This is a genomic window from Acetobacterium carbinolicum (assembly GCF_047456275.1).
Lineage (GTDB): Bacteria > Bacillota > Clostridia > Eubacteriales > Eubacteriaceae > Acetobacterium > Acetobacterium carbinolicum.
Genome location: NZ_CP173357.1, coordinates 3,482,340 through 3,505,435 on the forward strand (window position 1 = coordinate 3,482,340; position 23,096 = coordinate 3,505,435).

General features: G+C 45.6%; 24 protein-coding genes. 8 read left to right on the forward strand and 16 right to left on the reverse strand.

Going from position 1 to position 23,096, the window contains the following annotated elements:
- Position 1: 1 nt before the first annotated feature.
- The 12 genes from ACIZ62_RS16145 to cls all read right to left on the reverse strand — a co-directional run bounded on the left by ACIZ62_RS16145 (position 2) and on the right by cls (position 13,407).
- Entirely contained in the window at positions 2-1,126 is a 1,125-nt protein-coding gene (locus ACIZ62_RS16145; protein WP_414150608.1) for an NAD(P)/FAD-dependent oxidoreductase, read from the reverse strand.
- Positions 1,119-1,475 carry a (2Fe-2S)-binding protein gene (locus ACIZ62_RS16150; RefSeq protein ID WP_111888957.1) on the reverse strand — a complete coding sequence of 119 codons (357 nt, stop codon included), beginning with the start codon at positions 1,473-1,475 and terminating at the stop codon, positions 1,119-1,121. Before ACIZ62_RS16150 ends, ACIZ62_RS16145 begins: the two co-directional genes overlap by 8 nt.
- Before the next feature lie 5 nt (positions 1,476-1,480).
- Positions 1,481-3,067 (reverse strand): FAD-dependent oxidoreductase, encoded by a 1,587-nt coding sequence (locus ACIZ62_RS16155; protein ID WP_414150609.1) that lies wholly within the window; start codon positions 3,065-3,067, stop codon positions 1,481-1,483.
- A gap of 12 nt (positions 3,068-3,079) precedes the next feature.
- The gene (locus ACIZ62_RS16160) at positions 3,080-3,394 is read right to left on the reverse strand and encodes a (2Fe-2S)-binding protein (RefSeq protein WP_414150610.1); all 315 of its coding nucleotides are present in this window, start codon (positions 3,392-3,394) and stop codon (positions 3,080-3,082) included.
- Positions 3,395-3,418: 24 nt separating this feature from the next.
- Positions 3,419-4,723 (reverse strand): FMN-binding glutamate synthase family protein, encoded by a 1,305-nt coding sequence (locus ACIZ62_RS16165; protein WP_414150611.1) that lies wholly within the window; start codon positions 4,721-4,723, stop codon positions 3,419-3,421.
- Between the two features lie 5 nt (positions 4,724-4,728).
- Positions 4,729-5,451, reverse strand: a complete 723-nt coding sequence (locus tag ACIZ62_RS16170) for a glutamate synthase (protein WP_111888953.1) — start codon at positions 5,449-5,451, stop codon at positions 4,729-4,731.
- Positions 5,439-6,335 (reverse strand): glutamine amidotransferase, encoded by an 897-nt coding sequence (locus tag ACIZ62_RS16175; protein ID WP_111888952.1) that lies wholly within the window; start codon positions 6,333-6,335, stop codon positions 5,439-5,441. Before ACIZ62_RS16175 ends, ACIZ62_RS16170 begins: the two co-directional genes overlap by 13 nt.
- Before the next feature lie 62 nt (positions 6,336-6,397).
- Positions 6,398-7,762, reverse strand: a complete 1,365-nt coding sequence (locus ACIZ62_RS16180; protein ID WP_111888951.1) for a glutamine synthetase family protein — start codon at positions 7,760-7,762, stop codon at positions 6,398-6,400.
- 19 nt (positions 7,763-7,781) lie between these two features.
- Positions 7,782-9,197: an APC family permease gene (locus ACIZ62_RS16185; RefSeq protein ID WP_111888950.1), complete on the reverse strand. Its 1,416-nt coding sequence runs from the start codon at positions 9,195-9,197 to the stop codon at positions 7,782-7,784.
- 275 nt (positions 9,198-9,472) lie between these two features.
- Positions 9,473-10,942: a helix-turn-helix domain-containing protein gene (locus ACIZ62_RS16190; protein WP_111888949.1), complete on the reverse strand. Its 1,470-nt coding sequence runs from the start codon at positions 10,940-10,942 to the stop codon at positions 9,473-9,475.
- Between the two features lie 126 nt (positions 10,943-11,068).
- Complete coding sequence (locus tag ACIZ62_RS16195; protein WP_414150612.1) at positions 11,069-11,857, reverse strand: carbon-nitrogen family hydrolase; 789 nt, start codon at positions 11,855-11,857, stop codon at positions 11,069-11,071.
- Between the two features lie 23 nt (positions 11,858-11,880).
- A complete protein-coding gene (gene cls / locus ACIZ62_RS16200) occupies positions 11,881-13,407 on the reverse strand; it encodes a cardiolipin synthase (RefSeq protein ID WP_414150613.1) in 1,527 nt (508 codons plus the stop codon).
- Positions 13,408-13,786: 379 nt separating this feature from the next.
- Here cls and ACIZ62_RS16205 point away from each other — a divergent pair, with 379 nt between their 5' ends.
- From ACIZ62_RS16205 to ACIZ62_RS16215, 3 genes are read left to right on the forward strand one after another with little or no spacing between them, the layout of a single operon-like run.
- Positions 13,787-14,803, forward strand: coding sequence for a uroporphyrinogen decarboxylase family protein (locus ACIZ62_RS16205; protein WP_414150614.1), 1,017 nt, complete (start codon positions 13,787-13,789; stop codon positions 14,801-14,803).
- 1 nt (position 14,804) lies between these two features.
- Entirely contained in the window at positions 14,805-15,422 is a 618-nt protein-coding gene (locus ACIZ62_RS16210; RefSeq protein ID WP_111888945.1) for a GTP-binding protein, read from the forward strand.
- On the forward strand, positions 15,422-15,895 hold the full coding sequence (locus tag ACIZ62_RS16215; RefSeq protein WP_111888944.1) for a hypothetical protein: 474 nt from the start codon (positions 15,422-15,424) through the stop codon (positions 15,893-15,895). Before ACIZ62_RS16210 ends, ACIZ62_RS16215 begins: the two co-directional genes overlap by 1 nt.
- 103 nt (positions 15,896-15,998) lie before the next feature.
- Here the strand turns inward: ACIZ62_RS16215 and ACIZ62_RS16220 are convergent, their stop codons facing one another.
- The gene (locus ACIZ62_RS16220) at positions 15,999-16,619 is read right to left on the reverse strand and encodes a response regulator transcription factor (protein ID WP_111888943.1); all 621 of its coding nucleotides are present in this window, start codon (positions 16,617-16,619) and stop codon (positions 15,999-16,001) included.
- Positions 16,620-16,726: 107 nt separating this feature from the next.
- Entirely contained in the window at positions 16,727-17,794 is a 1,068-nt protein-coding gene (locus ACIZ62_RS16225) for a sensor histidine kinase (protein WP_242988517.1), read from the reverse strand.
- A 213-nt stretch (positions 17,795-18,007) separates the two neighbouring features.
- On the opposite strand from ACIZ62_RS16225, the gene ACIZ62_RS16230 reads away from it, so the two are divergent.
- The 5 genes from ACIZ62_RS16230 (at position 18,008) to ACIZ62_RS16250 (ending at position 22,471) form a co-directional block, all read left to right on the forward strand.
- Positions 18,008-18,940: an ATP-binding cassette domain-containing protein gene (locus ACIZ62_RS16230; protein WP_414150615.1), complete on the forward strand. Its 933-nt coding sequence runs from the start codon at positions 18,008-18,010 to the stop codon at positions 18,938-18,940.
- A gap of 9 nt (positions 18,941-18,949) precedes the next feature.
- Positions 18,950-20,077, forward strand: a complete 1,128-nt coding sequence (locus ACIZ62_RS16235) for an ABC transporter permease (RefSeq protein WP_414150616.1) — start codon at positions 18,950-18,952, stop codon at positions 20,075-20,077.
- Positions 20,064-21,230, forward strand: a complete 1,167-nt coding sequence (locus tag ACIZ62_RS16240) for an ABC transporter permease (protein WP_414150617.1) — start codon at positions 20,064-20,066, stop codon at positions 21,228-21,230. The genes ACIZ62_RS16235 and ACIZ62_RS16240 overlap by 14 nt, the downstream gene beginning before the upstream one ends.
- Positions 21,231-21,507: 277 nt before the next feature.
- Entirely contained in the window at positions 21,508-22,122 is a 615-nt protein-coding gene (locus ACIZ62_RS16245; protein ID WP_414150618.1) for a DUF6088 family protein, read from the forward strand.
- A complete protein-coding gene (locus ACIZ62_RS16250) occupies positions 22,109-22,471 on the forward strand; it encodes a nucleotidyl transferase AbiEii/AbiGii toxin family protein (protein ID WP_414150619.1) in 363 nt (120 codons plus the stop codon). The genes ACIZ62_RS16245 and ACIZ62_RS16250 overlap by 14 nt, the downstream gene beginning before the upstream one ends.
- A gap of 39 nt (positions 22,472-22,510) precedes the next feature.
- On the opposite strand, the gene ACIZ62_RS16255 is transcribed toward ACIZ62_RS16250, so the two are convergent.
- On the reverse strand, positions 22,511-22,720 hold the full coding sequence (locus ACIZ62_RS16255) for a TOBE domain-containing protein (protein ID WP_111888927.1): 210 nt from the start codon (positions 22,718-22,720) through the stop codon (positions 22,511-22,513).
- A gap of 75 nt (positions 22,721-22,795) precedes the next feature.
- Entirely contained in the window at positions 22,796-23,095 is a 300-nt protein-coding gene (locus ACIZ62_RS16260; RefSeq protein WP_414150620.1) for a cupin domain-containing protein, read from the reverse strand.
- Between the last annotated feature and the right edge of the window lies 1 nt (position 23,096).

Consider the following 23,096-nt stretch of genomic DNA (forward strand, 5'->3'; position numbering starts at 1 on the left):
CTTATATTTTAGTTTTGAATCGGTTATAACGTAGTTCACTTAAATCGATCGATGGTTCTTTATCCACCACCATTTCTGACAAGAGGGTTCCCACCATCGGCGAAATGCCAAAGCCATGGCCGGTAAAGGCGCAGGCCAGAATTAAACCCGGTACCTCTTCGACAAAGCTGATCACCGGCACATGGTCGACGCATTCGTCAATCCAGCCGGCCCAGGTTCGGACAATTTTGGCTTCTGATAAGATCGGGAAATAGTTCATAATGCCCCGACAAATACAGGAAGCCGTCCGACTGTTGTTAACCGGCACGTCGAAGTCTGAGGTATAAGCATCCATCCCCGAAGTTCCCCCAAAAACGAAGGACCCATGAGTGCTTTGGTGACCGTAAAAATCAGCTTCGGCGGTACCCAGCATCTGCTCAAACATTTTCACCTGAGGCTCGGTCACCAGGGCTTCGAGTAGCACCCGATTCATCGGAATATCGATGCCAATGGTATTGGCAATGGCGCGGCTCTCATAACCCGCAGCCAGAATAATCTGCGGGGCCTCATAGACATTGTCTGCGGTAATTACCTGTCGGGCTACGCCCTTTATTTTGCGGATTTCAACCACGTTTTCACCGGTAATAAAACGCACGCCCAGTCTTCTGGCGTTTTTATAATAGGCCAGGGTTGTCAACATCGGGTTGGCGTGGCCATCGGTATCACACCAGCTGGCGCCAATCACCTCATCGGACAAGTAGGGGCAGATATCCCGAACCTCCTTGGCGTCAATCATCCTGACATCCAGCCCCTTGGCCACCGCCCGCTCGGTCAGACCTTCTAAAATTTTGATATGGCCGGCGGTTTTGGCTAACCGCAGATTACCTTTTTTATAATACTCAACATCCATTCCCAGTTCTTCGGAAAGAGTCGGCCAGAGGTTTTTCACCGCCTTCATGGCCAGCGGCAATTCCCGGGGATCGCGACCCGACTGACGAACGCCACCGCCGTTTCGGCTGGAACCCCCTTCGCCAATCTGGGCTTTTTCCAGTACTGTTACCGACACACCTTTTTGAGCCAGGTAATAGGCGGTTGCACAACCAATCACGCCACCGCCGATAATTAAGACATCCGAACAATTAGACATGCCCGCCACCTCCTGTCAGCACTTCATTTTCCAGTCCTTCATTTCCCAGTACCCGCATTTCCACCGGTCTGACCGGGGCCCGGGAAACGGCACTTTCCAGTTCCGCCGGGGCAATCCCCAATTCGCGGGCCACGATATTTTTAACCAGCTTGCCACAGGTTTGCCCCTGACATAAGCCCATGCCAGTTCTTAGATAGCGTCTGATTTCGGTTAAGGTTAGCATCCCATCGTGGACGGCTTGCCTGATTTCTCCTTTGGTTACCTCTTCACAACGGCAAATAATCATCTCGTCATCTGCTTGCGGGAGGAACTCACCCAAATCGATTGAACGATCCATTATTTTTTTCATTAAAATCACCCTATTGCCTTATAAAATCGGGCCTTCATGGCCATCTCAGCCGGCACCTTCATGGTCAAAAGACTGGTGTGATCCATGACTTTGGCACTTTTTATGCCGACAATCTCAGCTTGGCAGACTTCGGTGCCGCTGCGATCCAGGGCTTTACCAATTGCCCCTTTTTCCGGCAGGGGCAAAAATTCATAGGGAATGGTAATGGCCGCATAGCCCGGTTCGCTGTGATCATCCACTAAAAAGATGGCCTGACCCGAACAGGCCGCCACACACATCCCACAGCCGGTACAAGCCAACTGCGTATCAACAACCGGAAGGGCCGTGATGTTTGCGCCAATCTTAATGCAGCCTTTCACGCAAGCATCCTGACAGGGATTACAAGGAATATTCTGGGTACATTCAATCACCGGATGAATACCCTTGATTTCTGTTTTCACCCCGGGATAGGCCCCCATCTCTTGCTCCTCCAAATACCCTTTTTGAAGCAGCGATTGGGATAATAACAGCCCTTCTTCGGTTAGAGTCAAATCTTTTTTGCCTTTGTTTTCCGGCCCGAACATGCCCTGCCGTAAAGCATCTAAGGCCTTTTCGCCGGTTTTGTGCCGATCTTTGAAATCTTCATTTGACAGGTAGCCCAGGGCATTGGCGGCTGCCGCCCCGGCAATACGTCCTTCAATCATGGCCGAGCTGGCCTCTTCAATGCCGGATACATCCCCGACGGCAAAAATACCTTTGATGGTAGTTTCGCCCCGCTCATCGATCACCGGAACAGTGCCACCCCGTTTAGGATCCTCAATCATCGCACATCCGGCTACCTTTAAGAGTTGGGACATCGGTGATAATCCCACTGCCAGACAAATGGTATCCACCTCAAAATGTTTTTCTGAGCCGGGAATCAGCTGCCAGTTTTCATCAACGGCACCAATGATGACCCCTTCCACCTTGTCGTCACCCTCGGCTTTAACAATGGTGTGGGAAAGATAAAAGTTCACCCCGCAGCGGGCGACCTTGGCGGCATGAACGCCGTAGCCACCGACCTGTTTGGCCGCATCCACTAGCGCCACCACCTCACAACCGGCCTGCAGCAGTTGAAAGCTGACCACCAGACCGACATTGCCCGAGCCCAGCATCAGTACTTTTTCACCAGGCTTAACCCCATGCAAATTCATCATCGTCTGAGCGGCTCCGGCCCCAATCACCCCCGGTAGGGTCCAACCGGGAAAGGTGACCATGTTTTCAGAAGCACCGGTGGCCACAATCAGGGTATCACCCTTATAATGCTCGATCGCATCGCCCACCATCACGGTAACTTCTTTGCCTTCATAAATTCCAATTACGGTTGCGTCCAGGACTACTGCAACACCCGTTTCTTCAGCTTCTGCCAACAACTCCTGGCCAATTTTATAGCCTCTTACCTTGGCCTTATGTTCTTTTGAGCCAAAAAATTTATGTATCTGTTTAAACAGCTGTCCGCCGGGTTTGGCATTTTCATCAAAGACCACCACTTTAAGACCGCTTTTTGCGGCTTCAATGGCAGCGCTCAAACCCGCTGGACCGCCGCCGATTACGATCAGTTCTACTCGTTTCATTTTGCTCTTCTCCTAGTTGGATTCTTTTGCGGTCACACCATCTTGAGTTTGTACCTTCATTCCGGCAGATAGCGGGGTGACACAGGTTCTCACATTGGGCTTTCCATCCACCACCATCACACAGTCGGTACACCGGCCGATGGCACAGAAGATCCCCCGCGGCCTTCCGTATTTCTGGGTATGCCGATGGGTCATCACCCCGGCCGCCCGCAATGCGGCGGCAATCGGTTCCCCGGCATAACCTTCTAAGGGTTTGCCATCAAACTCAAAGATGACCTTCTCTTCTTTTGCTATTTTACCCAATATGGGATGCTCTTCAATACGCACGTTCTTGCCTCCTGTTTTCAACTCTTATAGACCGTTATCAGCGGAAAAACCAAATCCTTTACCAATCACCAGATCACTGCCCACCAGGGGGATTCCGGTCATCGCACAAGCTTCCAGAGTCAAGGCCCGAAGGTCTTCCCGTTCGAGATTTTTAAGCTTGGTTTTGCCCGCGGATTTGGCCAGCAGCACCGCTTCGGCGGTAATCGCTTTAATATAATTGGCCACCCGCTCAGCGGCTTCATCAACATCCAGATTCTGGCGCAGTTCGGGGTCCTGGGTACCAATGCCAAAGGCACATTTTCCGGTCTGACAGTTCATGCAAACCCGACAGCCCATCGCCACCATGGCGGCGGTCCCAATCGCCACTGCATCGGCACCAATGGCCAATGCCTTGGCGAGATCAGCGCCATTGGTAATCCCGCCGGAGACAATCAGGCTCATTTCTTCCTTGACACCCATTTCTTCCAGAGTTCTGACCGCCGCAACCAGAGCGGGCATCGTTGGAATGCCCAGGTGATCGGTGGCCATCACTGGGGCAGCACCGGTTCCGGCACTGCAGCCATCCAAAATAATGCCGTCAAAGCCCAGCTTGATGGCGATTTTTATATCATCTCGCACCCGACCAGCCGCTATTTTGCAAAAAATCGGGGTTTCCCAATCGGTCATTTCCCGGAGTTGCTGCATTTTAACCACCATATCATCGGCCCCAAAGGCATCCCCAGCCCGAGGATGGGAATGAAGATCAATCCCAATCGGAATTTTTCTGACGGCAGCAATTTCTTCACTGATTTTTTCACCCATTAAATGACCAGACAGTCCTGGTTTGGCACCAATGCCATAAAGCACTTCCAGCATATCGGCCACTTCCATATTTCGACGGGTAAAGCCCATCCGACTGGCTAGAATCTGAACCGACTGACGGTAAGAATTTTCCAGTTCTTCGGGTAAAATGCCACCTTCGCCATTGCTGATCACCGTTCCCACGAGCTTGGTGGCCTTGGCCAGAGCGATTTTGGCTTCTTTGCTGAGCGCCCCATAAGACATCCCGGCAATCATCACCGGGGTTTCGATAATGAGTGGTTTTTTAGCAAATCGGGCCCCCAGTACAGTTCGGGTTTCGCAATCTTCCCGATAGGTATCGATGGGCATCCGGGTCAGCTGCGAGGGCAAAATCATCAGATCATCAAATTTCGGCATCGGTCGGGGTGAACCGCAACCGCGGATCCGATATTTTCCATTGGTGGCCTTGTAGTCAATTTCTGATAGGGTCTCCTTATTCCAGGTTGCCTTTGGAGCATTATGGATGGTTACTTGTTTTTTATCTGCCATGATCCTTAACCTCTCTTTACGAAATATTTTTTGGCCAGCTCCGGTTTTAAATCCGGTTTAAATAACGCGTACTCGTGTCTGCCACTGAGCACCGGCCGGATCACGTGAAAATCTTTTCCATCGGCGGCAATCTCATATTGGCTAAATAAATGATCCAGCTTTTCTGTTTCGGCGGCGGTAATGGTGTCGTAAAAAACATTCCCGCCCATTTTCGATTCCGCTTCAGGATCGCGGGTGAAGATCTTTCCGGAATACATCGATTCGCCGCATTCTTTGCCCAGCGCCCCCAGAATGATCAGGTCACCGCCCATGGCCATCACCCCGGCCCATCTTCCGGCTGAGCCGCAGACGATGATGTTACCGCCCTTCATGCCATAGCCTACCCGGCTGCCGGTATTGCCATAAATGACAATCGTACCGCCATTGATGTAGGCCCCAATATTGCAACCGGTGTTTTTTTCAACAATCAATTCGCCGGACATCATGTCATCCCCGGCATACCAGCCGACATTACCCTTAATCCGGAGGGTCGGTCCTTCTAAAAAACTACCAGTATACAACCCGGTGCTGTCTTCGATGGTTACCTGGCAGTCGCCTGATAAACCGGCGCAGATATTGTGCATCGAATTGACATTTTTTAGTACCAGTTCATTGCTTTCTTTAAGTTTATCCTTAATCAGAACATTGACTTTTTCATTTTCTACCTTGGCCAGATCTAAATATTCCATACGCGCACCTCCCCCGGTTCCATTTCTTCGGCAAAGAGATCCTCACTCACCGCTGAAAATTCGATCTGTTCGGAACCTAGCATAATATAATCGTCGGATTCCACCAGCAGCAGGGGCTTAATTCCCAGCTTGTCTTTAACAAAACCAATCTGACTTTCGGTGGCTGCGATAATACAGTAAATCCCATCTAATTGATCCGCCGCGTCATTTAAAGCCGCTTCCAGATTACCGCCGTTAATGCTCATGGCATAGGCAATCAGATGACTGGCCGCTTCGGAATCATTCATGGTTTTAAATTTAACACCCTTTGATTCCAGAAACCGCCGCATTTTAAAATAATTGGTAAACTGACCATTATGGACTAGCGCCAGCTCCGGATAAAAAGGGGACACAAAGGGATGCGCCGCATTGATATCTTCCACACTTTCGGTGGCCATGCGCACATGGCCAATGCCGTGGCGACAATTCTGCATTTCGATCTGATGTTTGTCGCGCAGGTTCTTTAAATGCCCGCCTTCCTTGTAAACCTTAATGCCATCACCCAGCGAATGAACGGCTAAACCCTCAACCCCATTAATGGCAAAATGCAGGGGTTTTAGTTTGTCATCATCCATTTCCAGAAGATACTCTGCCATGGGAATACTCTCTCCAGCGGAAATCAATCGTTCATTTTTAATTTTTCCATAGTTTCCAATCAGATCCCGAATTTCTCCAATCCGTTCTTCCTTATTCATCGATATTCGTAAGGTAACCTGCTCATCTTTCGGGAAAATGGCAATCCCACTGGCATCCGGGCCCCGATGCTGAATCAAACCCAGCATTCCCAATAGATTCGATGAAATGTCTATTGGTTGTTTACTAATAATTCCCGCTATTCCACACATTGTTTTTCTCCTTTTTATCACGCTCCAACGGTCGTGAGTTTTGCTGCTTTTTCCGATGTCCTTTAAATATGGTAAGAGTAGGTGTCCCACTCCCAGTCGGTGACATATTTTTTATATTCTTCAATTTCTTTTCGTTTAAGCGAGGTAAAAACATCCACCAGCTCTTTTCCCACGTGTTCGGTTAACCAGCTGTCTTCGTCCAGCGCCTTTAACGCCGCAAATAAGCTGTTGGGCACCTTATCCTGCTGTTTTTTTACATCATGATAGAGGTCGGTGGTAACCACTTCTGGCGGCTCAATCTTATTTTTTATCCCATCCAGCCCGGCAGCCAAAATCGCACCTAGGGCCAGATACGAATTAGCAGCGGCTGATCCGGCGCGGATTTCCATTCGGGTGGCCTTGCCCCGTTCCTGGGGGACCCGGATATAGGTCGTTCGATTGTCATATCCCCAGCCGATGTAAATGGGGGCAAAGGAATCCGGCTGATACCGCTTATAGCAATTGACCGTTGGCGCCAGAAAGGGGGTGAGGCCTTTGGCATGCTTAATGACGCCGCCAATAAAGTATCTTAGAATATCGGCCAGATCATTCTCTTTGGTTACATCATGACAGATATTGTCCGCAGTTTTTATATCATTAAATGAAATGTGGAAATGACAACCGCTTCCGCCTGAGGCATTTTTGGGTTTTCCCATAAAGGTCATCATCAGGTTATTGGTTTCGGCAATATCCTTGCTCAGTGCTTTAAACAAGGAGCTTTCATCGGCTGCCCGAACGATTTTTGAATGCTTCCAGTTATATTCAAACTGTCCTGGAAAATACTCATGGTTCATATATAGCACATTAAAACCCATGGTCTGAAAGGTATTGGTCAGCTTGTACAAAAATCGTTTAGGATCAATCCGTCGGTTCGCCGTATAACAAGTACAGGGCTGTTTGGAATAAGGTTCCAGGGTTCCATCTTCCATTTTATTGTAGATATAAAACTCCAACTCACTGGCAGCAATCGGATCGAGTCCCAATTTGTGGTATTCCTGAACCATTTTTTTTAAAAACTCCCGGGGGGCCTGCAACATCGGTTCTTCCATGTAGTAAAGCTCCCCCAATACCAGTGCTGTTTTATCACAATGGGGCAGAATTACAAAGGTTGAGGGGTCACCGATGACCTTCATATCATCGTTTGTTTCTGAAAAGTACTCGGAACTAACAATGTCGTTATTAAAAGCCATTGCCAGGCTGACCGTACAAAAAGCGATACCGTCACCAAAGATTTCATCCACCATCGAAACCGGCATCAGCTTTCCCCGGTTTACTCCCAGAATATCGGTGTATTCCAGGCGAATCATCTCGACGTTGTTTTCTTTGATTTTTTGTTTAATTTCATCGATGGATTGTTTCTCCATCCCCGTATATAAATCTTTTTGCATATTCGTTTACCTCCACGGTTTACTTGGCTGGTTCAGCCACGACTTTTTTGTTTTCTTTTTCAAACTCAATGGCGTTGTTATTGATAAGATCAATGCTCACCGGCTGGAAGGGTTTGACCTTCATCACCCCGACAACCCATACCAGTGAATAGGCGACCAGCACTGCAAAGAGTACGCCAAATACCTGGTAAATCGCGAGTTTAGATGCGGGATCGGAACTGATATTCCAAACCATATAGATATTTCCTAAAATACCAACAATCTGCGGAATTCCAAATAAAATCAATTTTTTATTTCGCTCCATATCCGGATATCTTTTACGCAAGACCAGCACGTTGATGTGGGTTAAAACATAAGACAGTAACCAGAAGCATGATGCTGCCAAAATCATATTCGTTAGGGTGCTGGATTGGGTAAAGCCGGTGACCACAATGGCAAAGTCCGCAATAACCATTAAAAGTAGCCCTGCTACCGGCACATTTTTTTTGTTAACTTTTTTAAAGATTGCTGGCATCATGCCCTCTTCTGACATCCCAAAGACAATTCTTGCCGAGCTTGCCAATACCGTATTTAAGGTACTGATTCCAGCTAACAGGGTTACAATCCCCATCCAAACCTTACCGACATTTCCCAGTAGCGCTTCGGCAAAAACCATGTGGGGCAAAGGACTAGAAGCAAGTACTTCCAAACTGACATAATTGGTCATCCCAACACCTAACACCGCTTGGACCACAAATAATAAGACTAACGCCAGAATCATTGATAAAAACACATCCCGTTTGGGATTTTTTAATTCTTTTGCTACCGGGATAATAAACTCAACCCCGATAAAGAGCCAGAAAGCTACCGCTGATAAACCCATGATCCCACCAATGCCAGTGATAGCCGGTGCAGTTTGCTGTGCTGCGGTAAGAACGGTTCCGGTTCCCAGTTTAAAAAAGCTGATAATACCCATCCCAATCAATGAACCAATTAACAGTGTAACCACAAGGTTTTGCACCTTTGAGAACAAATCCACGCCGAAAAGATTAACCACTGCGATGATACCAAGAACCAGGACACTGATGATCACTGCCGGAATCTGGGGGAAAAATTCATTTAAGACCAATCCACACATGGCAATTTCAACTGATGATGCAAAAACCATGGTGATCACATAAGCAGAAATATTTGAAATCATCGAGGCTACTGGTCCAAGACCAACCAGGGAATACTGTCCCACTCCGCCGTCAACATTTGGCATTAATGAATGGAGTTCTGAAAACGAGATCGCCACAAATGCATTTAAGATTACCACAACAACCAGAGGAATAATGAAAGCCGTTCCGGCCTGTCCCATTCCGACCCCTAATGACAATAGACAACTTGTGGCTACAATGAGACCCACACATACTGCAACCGCACTACCTAATCCTAATTTTCCTTTTTCGTTCATAATGAGCTTCTCCTTATCTTTTTTTGGCGCTGATTCAACTCAGACATCCATAACATCTTTCGCAAAGTCATATCATCCCAGGGACTTTCGTGATCTTTGGTAGTGCGCCTTTGCAGCTCCAAACATGCTTGAAATTGGTTCCTCCTTTACGAAAAAAAGACGCCACATCGGTTTATTGATGTGACGTCTTTGTCATCCTTTTGGTGAGCTCATTATATATTAACGCTAATTTTATGTCAATATATTATTTTTATCTATATATTGTCATTAAATTGTCATTTTAAATCGATCATTCGTTGTAACTGTTCTTTTATCCACGCTTCATTTTTCGAAATCAGCGGAATATGATTCCATATTTCTTTTAAATAATTAAAGTAACCACCCACCACGGTTAATTCTTTACAATACATTCGGCGATCGTAAAACTCTGAATTCCAGGCGATGACAATGCTGTTTTCCTGAACCACGATGGCCGTATTATCGACATTGAGATTCAGATCGCAAAAGGATGTCAGAACCAGGGTATAACTCTCGGTTATTCTAAACTTTTTAATATATTCTAATTGCTCTCTAAAAAAAGCATTCGATACCCGTGCTTCTTTTCCGATAACCTGAGACAAATCATAGTCGATGATGTATTCCTGTTGCAGGGCATTTTCAATCGCGTCCAGATCATAAATCTGACGATAATTAAATTGATCTCGTAATTCTTTTCGTTTTCGATTTGCCTTCAGGCAGATTGCCATTTTGTCACCACTCACCTTATTTTCCACCAAAATCCGTTCCAGCAGATTCAGGGGCATATTCCGAAAGGTTGGCAAGTGGTTGATCATATAGGTCAGCTGATTGGGCTTAAAATTCTCTTCCATGAGTTCCACCATTTTCATGGCATCAGACAATTCCAGCGTAAAGATAAGCTGCCTGGATTTTTGGGCAATGGACGCCACCATTTTATGATAAAAATCGACGCTGATCGGATCGCGATGAATCATCGTCAGATTTTCACTATTTCCTTCTGCCAGACACATCCCCACCATGGCGATGTGATGATCAACGGCATAGATACTCTTTTTGTAAAACTCCTTGATATCTTTCTGGAAGTAAAGTACCTCCACCTCTTTTTTTAAATAGATGGGCAGCCAACGGAGAATCACCACATAGGGTTTATACTGATCAGTCATTTTGTCGATAATCACAACCTTATGACCCGCTCGAATCGCTCGCTCGATACTACTAACCATCTCCCGGACCGAGTCTGTACCGAGAATATCCCATTGAACATCGCCAAAATCACCCACATAAATGGTCTGACCTGGTGGCAGCACAGCAACCTCATTCCAAAAAATCTTCACTGCCCGTTTCCATCCCGGGTATCCGGAATAAACTTCCACCGACACCTCTGGTTGGTCACGGTCCACCACTTCTCTTTTTACGATTATTTCCCCGGCATCATCCGTCATCCAGATACTGAGCATTTCAATTAATTCCTGATCTGTTTTGTCCTCTGTTTCTAATTGATCGTTGGTAAGCAGGGCCACAATTCTCTGTTTCTGAAGTGCATACGCATCACTAAGAAAATAAGCCGCCATCCGTTTACTATATTTTGATCGAACCTTTAATTTTCGCTGGCCGCTTCGCCATTTGCTCACCGCCGTGGTGTCTGTTCCAATGGCCAAGGCCAACTCTTTTCCACTGATTCCCAACATATCCATTAAATAACTAATTCTCGTATTTACCGGTGCCATACAACCTCTTTTCCAAGACCCTTTGCTTTTTTCCTAAATATTGCTTAAATATAGTAAGAGGATACCATAAAATTTCATTTTATGGTATCCCCACTGGCCTGAAAAAGGTATTTTTCACCTCAATATCTAGTATAGTTCGACTCTTCGATCCTGAAACACCGTCATATTTTTTCTGGCTTGCTCCAGTTGTGCCAGCTCCACGTCCGCCATAATCATCTTTTCTTCGGGATCTGCTCCGGCATCGGCCAGCGGCTCTCCCAACGGGTCAATAATCATCGAGTTCCCGGCGTTTCGGATATCCTTAACAGCTTCGCCGCAGCCGTTAACCGCCACCACAAAGATCTGATTCTCGATCGCTCTGGCCTGGTTTAAAACCCGCCAGTGACCTACCCGAGGTAATGGCCATTCGGCCGGGACAAAAAGAATCTTAGTTCCAGCCAAAGCCTGCTTTCGGGACCACTCGGGAAAGCGGATTTCGTAGCAAATAATAATACCACAGGGAACCCCATCAAGGGCAAAGGTAACCAATTGATCTCCAGCGGAAAACCGCTTATTTTCGTCGGCAAAACTAAACAGATGGGCTTTGTCATAGTCAGCAATAATGTGTCCCTGCCGGTCGGCCACGTAACAGGTATTAAAGTAATCTTCACCTTTTTTTGTTGCCACCGAACCACCGACAATATTTAGCCTAAGCTCCCCGGCCAGTCTTTCCAGAAAAGCTTTGGCCCGCCTTCCATCGACATCGGCCAGCCGCGGTTCCAGATCGGTGGTGAGAAATCCGCCGCTCCACATCTCCGGTAGCACCGCCACATCAGCCCCGGCCGCAGCCGCTTTTCGAAGCCAGACCTCAGCGCTTTTATAATTCTGTTCGACTTGTTTTAATGCCACCTTCATTTGAATTGCACATATTTTCATTAATGTTTCCTCTCACTTTTCATCTACATCAAGGGTGCCATAATTCTTAGCACCGACTGTCCCACCTTTTTCATAAACGAGGTTTTTTCCCAATCATAATAGCACACTTCCCGACTTACCTTGATGCAATCCAGCAGATCGGCTTTGATATCCAGCACCGTTTTTGAGCCGGAAACCCAGGTACCGCACTCGTAATTCCAGGTCAGACTGCGATAATCCATGTTGATGGAACCGACAATGGCAACCTGATCATCGGTTACCAAAACCTTACCATGAACAAAGCCCGGTGCATATTCATAAATCCGGACCCCCTCTGCCAGCAGATCACCGTAAAAAGCTCGGGTAGTGGCATAAACCAGCTTCTTATCGGGAATGCCCGGGGTGATAATCCGCACATCGACCCCGCTTCGAGCTGCCAGCAAAATGCAATTTGTGAGATCGGTATCCAGAATCAGATAGGGCGTCGTCAGATAAAGATAATCTTTGGCGTTGGCAAAAACGGTCATATAGGTATTGACCGCCGGATTTCTGGGATTCATCGGCCCATCGCAAAATGGCATCACCAATTCATCCCCTGTTACCAGTGCGGCAGTCCCCTTATAGGCGTCCAGTTCGGTGACCGCCCCGGTGGCATAATCCCACATGTTAATAAACATGGTGGTGAGACTAAAAACCGCGTCCCCTTCCAGACGCAGAGCCATGTCTTTCCAATGGCCAAACCGCACCTTTTCGTTAATGTATTCATCCCCAATGTTGATCCCGCCGGTAATCGCTACCCTGCCGTCCACAACCGTCATTTTGCGATGATCCCGGAAGCTGATAAATTTAAACAGCGACGGGGATAGGGGATTATAAGGAATACTTTTAATGTGATGTGCGGCACAGTTATTATAAAAATCTTTGGGCAGGGTCGACAGACTGCCCATTTCATCAACCATCATCCGGATTTCTACCCCGGCATCCGCTTTTTCATAGAGGACTGCCATCAGCTCGTCATACATTTTCCCACCAGTGACAATAAAATACTCAAGAAAAATGAATTTCTCGGCGGTTTTGATGGCTACCAGGTTGGCCCGGTGCATCTCCTCTCCCAGTTTCAGATACTCGGTTTTGGTGTTTTTCCAAACCGGCAGATCACTAAGCCGATGGACCAGCTCCACTTGTTTTTTAAGCCCCTTATCGTCAATGGATTCTAAAACCGCCTGGTTCTGTTTTAGTTTTAAAAAGGTGCGCAAGTTGATTTCATCCCATCGTTTTTTTGATTTCCCGGGCACCCGCTGCCGTCCCCAGATAAAATAAAGCACAATTCCCACCACCGGGACAACCAGCACAAAAATAATCCAGGAAATTTTATAAGCCGCTGTTTTTTTACGATACACGATATTCAGCACCACAAAAATAGCCAACCCCTCAAATAACCAATAGCCATACACCGCATCTTCCGAAAACTCCAGAATGATCAATCCGATGATGGTCAATTGCAAAACGATTAAAACCACATTGACTAAAAACCTGAACATACTTTGAAAATGCTCCGACGAACTTCTCATTACTACCTCTTTTTCATATTCTTTTTTTAAATTATATGCCATGTTTGCGCCAGTTACAACCGCTTGTCACATTATTTAGGTCTGTTTTTTAATTGCATTCGTCCCGAAGGACGACTCACCGGTCATAAAATTCGTATTTTACTTTGCTCTATTTTTGTACACATTTAAGATAGACTCCTCTAAGTCGTTAAAAGCACTGTAAAATATAGAACCATTTGTATTTTTGAGGGTGGTCTGGAAATGACTCTGCTCATATTGGTGGGCTTCCTTGAACTGAAAACGATATTATAGTAAATATAATTATTATTACAAAAGTATTGACAAAACTAATATTGAATATTAAACTTGGTTATAATTCAACAATTAAAGGAGGACAAGTATGACAGCTCATTTAACTCAGAAAGAAAACTTTTTGCGGGTCGCCCGAGGCGAGATGCCGGAATACGTGCCGGTATCATCATTTTTTGGCCCTGACGCGCCCCTGCTCACCATGGCAGACCCCTGTATTCTCGGTAGCTTTAGAGGACCTGGTGGGGGTGTTGATCCCTGGGGTGTGACCTTTGTCACTGGTGAAGAAATAAACTTTGCTGCCCTACCCAAACCCAACGATTTTATCTTGATCGATATAACAAAATGGCGCGATGTGATCAAAGCCCCTGACTACAGCGGATTTGACTGGGAAGCCGCCGCTAAGGCAGACCGCCAGAAGTACGTAAAAGACCCCGACCAGACAGCCTTTGTCCTCAGCGGCTATGCCGATTTATTCCAACAGTTTATTGGCTTTATGGGCTTCACTGAAGGACTTTGTGCTATTTATGAAGAACAGGAAGAGGTTGAAGCACTGCTGGACTACATGCTGGAACACTCCCTTTATATCACCAAAAACCTGCTGCATTATTATAAGCCAGAAGGTTATTACCTGCTGGATGATACGGCTTCAAAACTTAATCCCTTCATTTCTCCCAAACTATTTGAAGAAATCTTTGTGCCCCGTTATAAAAAATGCCTGGATCTGGTCAGGGACGATAACGTTCCGATTTTTTACCATAACTGCGGCCGTTGTGAAGATCTGATGCCATCCATGATCGATATTGGTGTAAACGTTTGGGATCCCGCCCAGATTGAGAATGACCTGCTTGGCATGAAACAGCAATACGGTCCAAAACTTGCCATCAACGGCGGTTTTGAATTCAGAATGCCCAGCACCTGGCCTGTGGTTGATGAAGAAGAAGTCCGGGAAACGGTTCGCGATACTTATAACCGACTTGCACCCAACGGCGGTTTTATTTTTAATGGCATGATTACCTCCCTGGATTATTTTGATCCAAAGGTTCAAGAAGTCAATGGCTGGATTGCCGATGAAGCCAGAAAACTAAGCAAGACGGTTTATAACTAATATGAAAATCATTATCTTAGGCGGATTTCTGGGTTCCGGAAAAACCAGTGTGGTCCTCCAACTTGCCAAACACTTTATCAGCAAGTGCTCTAACGATTCAACCAAGGTCGTCATCCTGGAAAATGAGATTGGGGACGTCAGTGTGGATGATAAATTGCTGCAAAATAGCGGCTATGAGGTGGCCAATCTGTTCTCAGGATGTGTCTGCTGTACCATGTCCGGCGAATTGGCGCTCAGCTTACATCGTATCATCCAGGATATAAGCCCCGAACTGATTATTATGGAAGCCTCCGGGGTGGCCTATCCCCACAATATTGTAAAGACCATTAATCAATCCCTGCCGGATCTTGATTGCAGCATCACCTGCGTCACTGACGCCAAGCGCTGGAAACGGCTACTTCGACCCATGGAAATGCTGCTGGAGGGTCAACTGGCTGCGGCGGATATCATTCTGATCAACAAGATTGATCAGGTCGATCAACAGACCCTATTAGACGTGGAAGACTCGATTAAAGCGTTTAACGGCCTGGCGAAATTCTTCAAAATCAGTGCCGCCCAGACAATATCACCTCTTGTTTTTGAAGCCATGCTGAACATGGAAGCAGAAAGGATAAATTGATGAACAACGAACAAACCCACAACCATGACGAAAACTGTGAATGCGGATGTCATAATGAACACCATCATCACGATGAGCACCATCACAGTGAATACCATCATAATGAACACCCCCGTATCAATCCTGCCGAGCAACAGTCGTTTGTCACCATCAAAACCCACGACACCAGTCTTGTGGGCTCGTTCCAATTTGGTCTTGACGTATCCTTTGACGAAGCGGAAACCATTCTCGACGCTTTACTCAAACAGGTAGCCCGTGAAGTGGTGGCTCTGGAGGGGATCATTGGTCATATTAAAGCCTTTCTCCGTTCGGAAGCCAGCAGTTGTATGATCTCCATTACCGAAGATGAATCCGATAAGCATTATTCAAGGGCTACCAAATGTCATGTCGAAGGGGTCGTAATTGTCTTTGGTATTCTTCCTCTGCAACTTGAAACGATTCTTAAAAACGCTTTTGGCAGGTATCTCGGTTAAGCTTCTTTAACAAAATAAAAATAGAAGCAGAACAAAATAAAATCAACGTAAAAAATCAGTTACGGCACATTATCCATGATGCCCTAACTGATTTTATTAGGTTCTATTTCAAATTCTTATAATAAAAAATGGCCAACTGGGTTCGGTCCCGGAGATTCAGCTTTTCCAGGATGATACTGAGACGATTTCTGACCGTTCCTTCACTTAAATACAGGCTTTCCGAAATCTCCCGGTTACTCATTCCCTGAGCCACTCCTTCGATCAGCTCCTGCTCCTTATCGCTTAAATCATAGCTTGGCTGCTCCCGATGATCAATTGTCATCAGCCCCGGTATCTTCGTCACAATATCCTGTCCAAACACATTTTGGCCGGCCTCTACCGCCCGCAGCGAAGGTACAATACTCTCGAAATTTTGCTTAATCAGATAGCCTTTGGCACCAAGCTGAAGCGCCTTAATAATATATTCGTCATCCAGAAAGGTCGTTAAAAATAAGATCTTCGCAGCCTGATCTTCCTTTAAGATGATCTCCGCGGCCTCCAATCCGGTCATTAAATCCATCCGAATATCCATTAGCAAAACATCCGGTTTTAATTGCTTATATAAGGCAATGGCATCCTGGCCATTGTATCCCAGTCCCAGCACTTCCACCTCCCCCTCTGACTCAATAATGGTCTTTAGCGAGGCACACACCAGTTTATCATCATCTACAACAACAACTTTCATAATTCTCCCCTATTTTTATTATTTGCTTTATTACTTGTTCTATTATTTAAGCAACTGTGAAACGGGTTACAAAGCTCACGTGATGATATCAATATATCAAGGACCGATTATTTCTTTTTGGGGATAGAGATAAAGATTCTAAACCCCGAATCGTCGGTGATATTCACGTTGCCACTGAGTATTGCCACCCGGTCTTTAATACTCCTAAGCCCCATGCCGGCACCGTCAGTATTTTCCTGCCTTGTTCCATTATCTTTAATAACCAGCTGAAAAAGAGCCGGATGTTCTCTGACAAGCACTGCGACTTCGGTGGCATTGGAATGCCTGATAATATTCGAAAGGGCTTCCTTGACGACTGTAATAAAGCAGTATTTCAGCTCTTTTTCCAGATGGGATTCCACATCGTAATCGAGTTTTATGGGGCAGAAATCAAAATTTTTAATCAGCGTCTGCAACTCCACCTGCAAATCCAGGGACTCATCGTGAAGATCATGGATGCTGTCACGGATACTGTCCATGGCTTCCGAAAGGGTTTCTTTAATTTGAACCAAGCCCTCCCGGGTTTGGGCTTCGCTACTGATCGCCAGCAGCGCCCCGGTTTGAAGAATACTCCGGGACAACATATGTCCGACATTATCATGAATATCCCGGGCAATCCGGTTTCGTTCGGTTAAGGTCGCTAAATTTAGTTCATAGTCCTGTTGTTCCATCAGTATTTTATTCTTTTTTTCGAGCTGCAGAGCGGTTTCCCGAGTGGCGTCCCGCAGGGCGTTGTAGTTTTTTCTTAATGTTTCCAGCGAGAGGGTTCGTTTTTTGAGAAAATAGGCCACCAGCATAAAAATCGGAATTAACACCACTGTGATTCCACTAAGCTCCGTGAAACCCGTCGCACCCGGTAGCAATGCTAGAGTCCATAGCCATTTGTAGCGGGAAATAAGGATATCGTAACCAATCAGCGGCACAAACAGGAGATAAACTGGTTCAATAAAGCAGATCACCAAATAGCCGACAAACAAAGCCACTGTTAACGGTCCTTCCTCAAAAAAACTTAAGGCGGCGCCAAAAATTACCGCCACCAGAATCGGGGCAATCAGCAGCACATTTTCCACCGTGGTCAGATACAAGGCCAGACAGAACACAAAAATAATCATTTTATCAATCAGCTTATTCATCATTACCAACCCTTATCAGAATCGTCTCGAGTTTTTTTACCATCAACCTGCGATTTTATCACTACTTTAACATAAATAGTGACATTTGTCATACCCATTCAGGAGGCTTATCACTATCAACGTGGTCGCCGATGGGGTAAAATAAACACAATCGATAAACAAAACAGATGTCTGTTCCAAGTATTGGAGCAGGCCACCGATAAAGGAGAACAAATTATGGTTATCAATGTAAAAAATTTGGTCAAACGTTACGGGGATCTCATCGCTCTGGATCACTTCAATCTGGAGGTCCAGGAAGGGGAAATCCTGGGTCTGCTGGGCCCCAACGGTTCGGGGAAAACGACTGCCATCAACTGCATCTTATCGCTGCTTAAATACGACAAGGGCACCATTGAAATCTTCGATGCGCCGATGTCCCCGGATGCCTATGATCTCAAACGGGATATTGGGGTGGTGATGCAGAACGTGGCTGTTTTTGAAGAGTTAACGGTATATGAAAATATCGATTACTTCTGCGGTCTTTACATTTCTGATAAACAAACCCGTAAAAAGCTGGTGGCCGAAGCCATTGATTTTGTGGGGCTCAATGATTTTATCAAATTCTTCCCCAAAAAACTCAGCGGTGGGCTGCTAAGACGTCTAAACATTGCCTGTGGGATTGCCCATAAGCCTAAGCTGATTATTCTGGATGAACCGACCGTTGCCGTGGATCCTCAGAGCCGCAACAATATTTTAGAAGGTATCCAGAAATTAAATCAGCAGGGAGCCACCATCATCTACACCTCTCATTATATGGAAGAGGTGGAACAAATCGCCAGCCGCATCGCCATTATGGATAAAGGCAAAATCATCGCCATGGGGACCAATGAAGAGCTGAAGAAAATGATCAAATCCGGCGAGCACATCAATCTTGAGTTGCTTAATCCCGAGCATCTCGATCTCACCGAAATTCAGGCCTTGCCACACATTATCTCCGCCGAACTGACCGACTATCAGCTGGTAGTAAAATCAAGTCGGGGGAAAAATAATCTGATTGTAATTCTTGATCACCTGAAAAATCAAAATATCACCATCGGTAAAATTTATTCCGAGCCACCAACCCTTAACGATGTTTTTCTGGAAATAACCGGCAAAGAATTAAGAGATTAGGAGGACGTCATGTTTTTATTTAATTATCGCTATCGCCTCAAATGCATCTTTAACGACCGGCAATTGATGTTCTGGACTTTTCTTTTTCCGGTTCTATTAGCCACCTTGTTCAACCTGGCCTTTTCCAACCTTTCTAATGCCGAGGAATTTATTAAGGTCAATGTTGCCGTGGTCCAGAGCCAGGAACTTGATCAGAACCCGGCTTTTACCGAGGCTATAAACGGAAATGATGAATTGTTCGTCGTTCAGTATACGACCCGAGACGAAGCCGATACCCTGCTCAATGATAATCAGATCGACGGCTATGTCGTTTTCGATCCAGAACTGGGCCTGGTGGTGAACCGATCTGGACTTAACCAAACAATTATTCGGGAATTCCTAAATGATTTCTTACAATCATCGGCCACCATCACCACCATTGTCACCGAGAACTCCGCCGCCCTGAATAACGGCATTCTGACTGGCGTTTCCAGTCGCACCGAATACCTGCGTGCTGTTTCTGCCAGCCAATCCAATCCGGACCCGGTGGTCAATTATTTCTATACGCTAATTGCGATGACCTGTTTATATGGTGGGTTCCTGGGCGTAAAGGAAGTGGTCGCGATTCAGGCTGATCTTTCGGCTGTGGGTGCCCGGGTCAATCTGGCCCCCACCAATAAACTGACCGTCTTTCTTTCTTCAATGCTGGCCGCCACCTCCGTTTTATTGCTGGAACTTCTGCTTCTGCTGGCCTTTCTAACTGGGGTACTGGGCATCAGTTTTGGCGATCAGCTTTTCTATATCGCCCTGACCTGTGTGGTGGGAAGCCTCACCGGGGTAAGCTTTGGTGCCTGTATTGCGGCTATCATTAAAAAAGGGGAGGGTGTCATTGTCGGTATTCTGATTGGGTCCACCATGACCATGTCCTTTCTGGCCGGAATGATGTCCAGTGATATCAAGTATCTGGTAATGACCAAGGTGCCGATTCTTAGTTACCTCAACCCAGCCAGCCTGATCACTGACAGCTTTTATGCCCTGTATTACTACAATACCCATACCCAGTTTTTTACGAACCTCCTGCTGTTGGGCGCTTTTACACTGCTCTTTAGCACCATTACGTATTTAGTTTTAAGGAGACAGAAATATGCAAGTTTATAAAGCTTTTTTCAAAGTAATCAAGAAAAACCGCGGCCTGCTCCTGATTTATCTGGTGGTTTTTATGGTCCTGGCATTGTTGTTAACCAACACCTATAACCCGCCTCAGGACACCGATTTTTCCAAGGTTAAGGTCAATATCGCCTTTATCAATGATGATAATGATTCTTTGCTGGTAGCTGGACTCAAAATTTATTTGAGTGAAAATGCCAATCTGGTGGATCTTCCCGATGAACCCCAAAAACTCCAGGATGCGCTTTTTTTTAGGCAGGTGGAATACATCCTTCGGGTTCCTGATGGATTTACCGAAGCAATGCTCAGTGGTCGGGAGGTCCAGTTGGAAAAAACAATCGTACCGGACTCCACCAGCAATGTCTACATGGATCTGTTGATCAATAAATACTTGAACACCGCCCAAACCTACACCACCTACATGCCCGGCCTCAGCCAGGCTGAGCTGACCCAATACCTGGACAAGGATCTGGCCGAACAAAGCCAAGTGACGATGATCAGCAACGGCAGCCACTCCGCCAATGATGAAAAATCGGGATACTATTTTAATTATCTGTCCTATTCAATGTTTGCTATTCTGATTCTGGGCGTCTGCTCGGTAATGCTGGTTTTTAATAATACCGATCTCAAACGGCGCAATCTCTGTTCACCGATAAGATCAGCCAATATGAATTTCCAGATGATTCTGGGCAACCTCAGCTTTGCCATCTTAACCTGGCTTGTTCTGATCTCAGCCAGCTTTGTCATGTATGGCAGCTTCATGTTTACTGCCAACGGCCTGCTGCTACTCTTAAACTCCTTTGTCTTCACCCTGGCCGCTTTAAGTATCAGCTATTTAATCGCAAATCTGGTCAAAAGCCGGGGCGCGATGTCAGCCGTCTCCAATGTCTTTGCCCTTGGCACCAGCTTTATCAGCGGCGTTTTTGTCCCTCAAGAACTACTAGGCGCCAATGTCCTGACCATTGCCAGTTTTACTCCCACCTACTGGTATGTCAAAGCCAATAACGAAATCGCCGCGGCGGTCAGTTTCAATGCTAACAATCTCCAGTCGATTTTTACCAGTATGGTGCTGGTGCTAGCCTTTGGGGTGGCGATGCTGGGCGTGACGCTGGTACTGATTAAACAGAGAAGAGTGGAAGGCTGAGTAGTATGGTTGGGTTTTAGAACAAGGCTCATCATTTGATTTAATACATATAAGAACAGGACTGGGACAACGTTGATTTTGTCCCGGTCCTGTTCATAATTAAAGATTTTTTGTTAGAGGAAAGATCACCTCCCGCACAGAAATAGTAGCTGCTGGCGTCAAGTTTTTAAAAAAGCAAAGTCTATTTCTTAAGGAGGTGTCACATTTTTATACATAAATAGTATAATTACTTGCCTATCTTCCCTAAACCCTCAATAATATACGTAAGGTGATTTCAATGCTAACACTTACGCAAATTAAATCCAAATTTAAACCCAACACCCCCATTTTTTTATCGGATCTGGAAAATAAAAACAAAATTTTCAGCGATATGCTGAGAAAATCCTTCTCCAGGATGGCTAAGACTGGAGAGCTCAAACGGTTTCAAAAGGGTATTTACTATATCCCTGAAAAAACCATCTTTGGTAAATCGTCACTCAATCCTGCTGATGTGATCCGTCGAAAATACCTCAGCGATGACAAAAATCAGTATGGCGTTTTGACAGGTCTGGCTTTGCTCAATAAATGGGGGCTGACCACTCAAGTTCCCAACGTCATTAAAATTTCCACAAACAATGAAACTAACCGCAAGCGACAGGTTCAAATCGGCGGTCAACCGGTGATTCTAAGACGTTCCCGAACTCCCATCACTAATGAAAATGTAACCCTCATTGAATTTCTCGAAGCCCTTTCGAGCATTGATTTTAACAACGTCGAACAGATTAATAATTTGCGTACCTACCTCAAAAGCCAAAATTTTTCTCGGTCCCTGCTCGATCAGGTCCTCATCGCTTATCCAAAACGAATTTATCAAAAATTGGTTGAAAGTGGGATGATTTATGATTTTGCATAAGGATGATGTCAATTTCAGAGAGAGTATTGTAAGAACCAGTGTATATTTTAAGATTGTACCAGATATTATTGTTAAGGATTATTTTGTTACGCTTTATTTAAGAACACTGAAAACAAATTTACCAAATTTTATTTTTAAAGGCGGAACCTCTTTATCTAAGTGTTACAAAGCAATCAATCGATTTTCAGAAGATATTGACCTTTCATATTATCCGATTAATAATGAAAAGGTAACACAAACATTTGAACATTCTATGACTCAACCGCCACACTATCTTCGCCTCTTTTATCATCCACGACTCTTAGAAAATTTCAAGATATGGCAAATTGTGTGCCTGAAAAATTTTTAAATCAAAAAAAGAACCTCTTGCGAAGTTCTTCTTAATTTATTAGTCAACCATAATCATGACTGAAGTGGCCTTAACCACTGCAGTTGCTTCGCCGCCAACAGTTAATCCCAAATCTTTAACCGCTCCCATTGAAATAGAAGAAGTAACAATATTTCCGTTTCCGATGTCCACTTTTACAATCGCATTCACTGCACCTTCTTCAATACTGGCAATTTTGCCTTTTAATTGGTTTCTCGCACTAAGTTTCATTTTTTTCCTCCTTATGGATTTAAATTTCAAATTCATTATATTACTTTACTGCTATAAAGTCAACCACCACAATATTCATTCTAAATCATCTCGCCCCGGCGTAAAAAACTCCAGAAATTCTTGATCTTCTTCACTCACCAGAAAACCATGGGTGACGCCACCCGGGATATAAATAGAGTCTCCCGGCTCCAGATGGGTGATGCTTCCTTCGACGCTCACATCAGCACAGCCACTGATCATGTAGTCGATCTGGGCCTGGGGGTGGGCATGGAGGGGCGGGATGGTGCCAGCTTTCACCGTCATCCGTACCAGTGCGCATTCGCTTTCAGAAACCTGAATCTCTCTTATTACAGTTGGGGGCAATTTCATTTTCATC

What these genes read in the sequence shown, in the direction of transcription:
- ACIZ62_RS16230 (WP_414150615.1), top strand. Translation starts at nt 18,008, where the DNA reads ATGGTTATCAATGTAAAAAATTTGGTCAAACGTTACGGGGATCTCATC.
- cls (WP_414150613.1), bottom strand. Translation starts at nt 13,407, where the DNA reads ATGAGAAGTTCGTCGGAGCATTTTCAAAGTATGTTCAGGTTTTTAGTC.
- ACIZ62_RS16165 (WP_414150611.1), bottom strand. Translation starts at nt 4,723, where the DNA reads ATGGCAGATAAAAAACAAGTAACCATCCATAATGCTCCAAAGGCAACC.
- ACIZ62_RS16180 (WP_111888951.1), bottom strand. Translation starts at nt 7,762, where the DNA reads ATGCAAAAAGATTTATATACGGGGATGGAGAAACAATCCATCGATGAA.
- ACIZ62_RS16240 (WP_414150617.1), top strand. Translation starts at nt 20,064, where the DNA reads ATGCAAGTTTATAAAGCTTTTTTCAAAGTAATCAAGAAAAACCGCGGC.
- ACIZ62_RS16250 (WP_414150619.1), top strand. Translation starts at nt 22,109, where the DNA reads ATGATTTTGCATAAGGATGATGTCAATTTCAGAGAGAGTATTGTAAGA.
- ACIZ62_RS16155 (WP_414150609.1), bottom strand. Translation starts at nt 3,067, where the DNA reads ATGAAACGAGTAGAACTGATCGTAATCGGCGGCGGTCCAGCGGGTTTG.
- ACIZ62_RS16190 (WP_111888949.1), bottom strand. Translation starts at nt 10,942, where the DNA reads ATGGCACCGGTAAATACGAGAATTAGTTATTTAATGGATATGTTGGGA.
- ACIZ62_RS16175 (WP_111888952.1), bottom strand. Translation starts at nt 6,335, where the DNA reads ATGTGTGGAATAGCGGGAATTATTAGTAAACAACCAATAGACATTTCA.
- ACIZ62_RS16260 (WP_414150620.1), bottom strand. Translation starts at nt 23,095, where the DNA reads ATGAAAATGAAATTGCCCCCAACTGTAATAAGAGAGATTCAGGTTTCT.
- ACIZ62_RS16145 (WP_414150608.1), bottom strand. Translation starts at nt 1,126, where the DNA reads ATGTCTAATTGTTCGGATGTCTTAATTATCGGCGGTGGCGTGATTGGT.
- ACIZ62_RS16210 (WP_111888945.1), top strand. Translation starts at nt 14,805, where the DNA reads ATGAAAATCATTATCTTAGGCGGATTTCTGGGTTCCGGAAAAACCAGT.
- ACIZ62_RS16205 (WP_414150614.1), top strand. Translation starts at nt 13,787, where the DNA reads ATGACAGCTCATTTAACTCAGAAAGAAAACTTTTTGCGGGTCGCCCGA.
- ACIZ62_RS16220 (WP_111888943.1), bottom strand. Translation starts at nt 16,619, where the DNA reads ATGAAAGTTGTTGTTGTAGATGATGATAAACTGGTGTGTGCCTCGCTA.
- ACIZ62_RS16150 (WP_111888957.1), bottom strand. Translation starts at nt 1,475, where the DNA reads ATGAAAAAAATAATGGATCGTTCAATCGATTTGGGTGAGTTCCTCCCG.
- ACIZ62_RS16225 (WP_242988517.1), bottom strand. Translation starts at nt 17,794, where the DNA reads ATGATGAATAAGCTGATTGATAAAATGATTATTTTTGTGTTCTGTCTG.
- ACIZ62_RS16235 (WP_414150616.1), top strand. Translation starts at nt 18,950, where the DNA reads ATGTTTTTATTTAATTATCGCTATCGCCTCAAATGCATCTTTAACGAC.
- ACIZ62_RS16185 (WP_111888950.1), bottom strand. Translation starts at nt 9,197, where the DNA reads ATGAACGAAAAAGGAAAATTAGGATTAGGTAGTGCGGTTGCAGTATGT.
- ACIZ62_RS16255 (WP_111888927.1), bottom strand. Translation starts at nt 22,720, where the DNA reads ATGAAACTTAGTGCGAGAAACCAATTAAAAGGCAAAATTGCCAGTATT.
- ACIZ62_RS16170 (WP_111888953.1), bottom strand. Translation starts at nt 5,451, where the DNA reads ATGGAATATTTAGATCTGGCCAAGGTAGAAAATGAAAAAGTCAATGTT.
- ACIZ62_RS16245 (WP_414150618.1), top strand. Translation starts at nt 21,508, where the DNA reads ATGCTAACACTTACGCAAATTAAATCCAAATTTAAACCCAACACCCCC.
- ACIZ62_RS16195 (WP_414150612.1), bottom strand. Translation starts at nt 11,857, where the DNA reads ATGAAAATATGTGCAATTCAAATGAAGGTGGCATTAAAACAAGTCGAA.
- ACIZ62_RS16215 (WP_111888944.1), top strand. Translation starts at nt 15,422, where the DNA reads ATGAACAACGAACAAACCCACAACCATGACGAAAACTGTGAATGCGGA.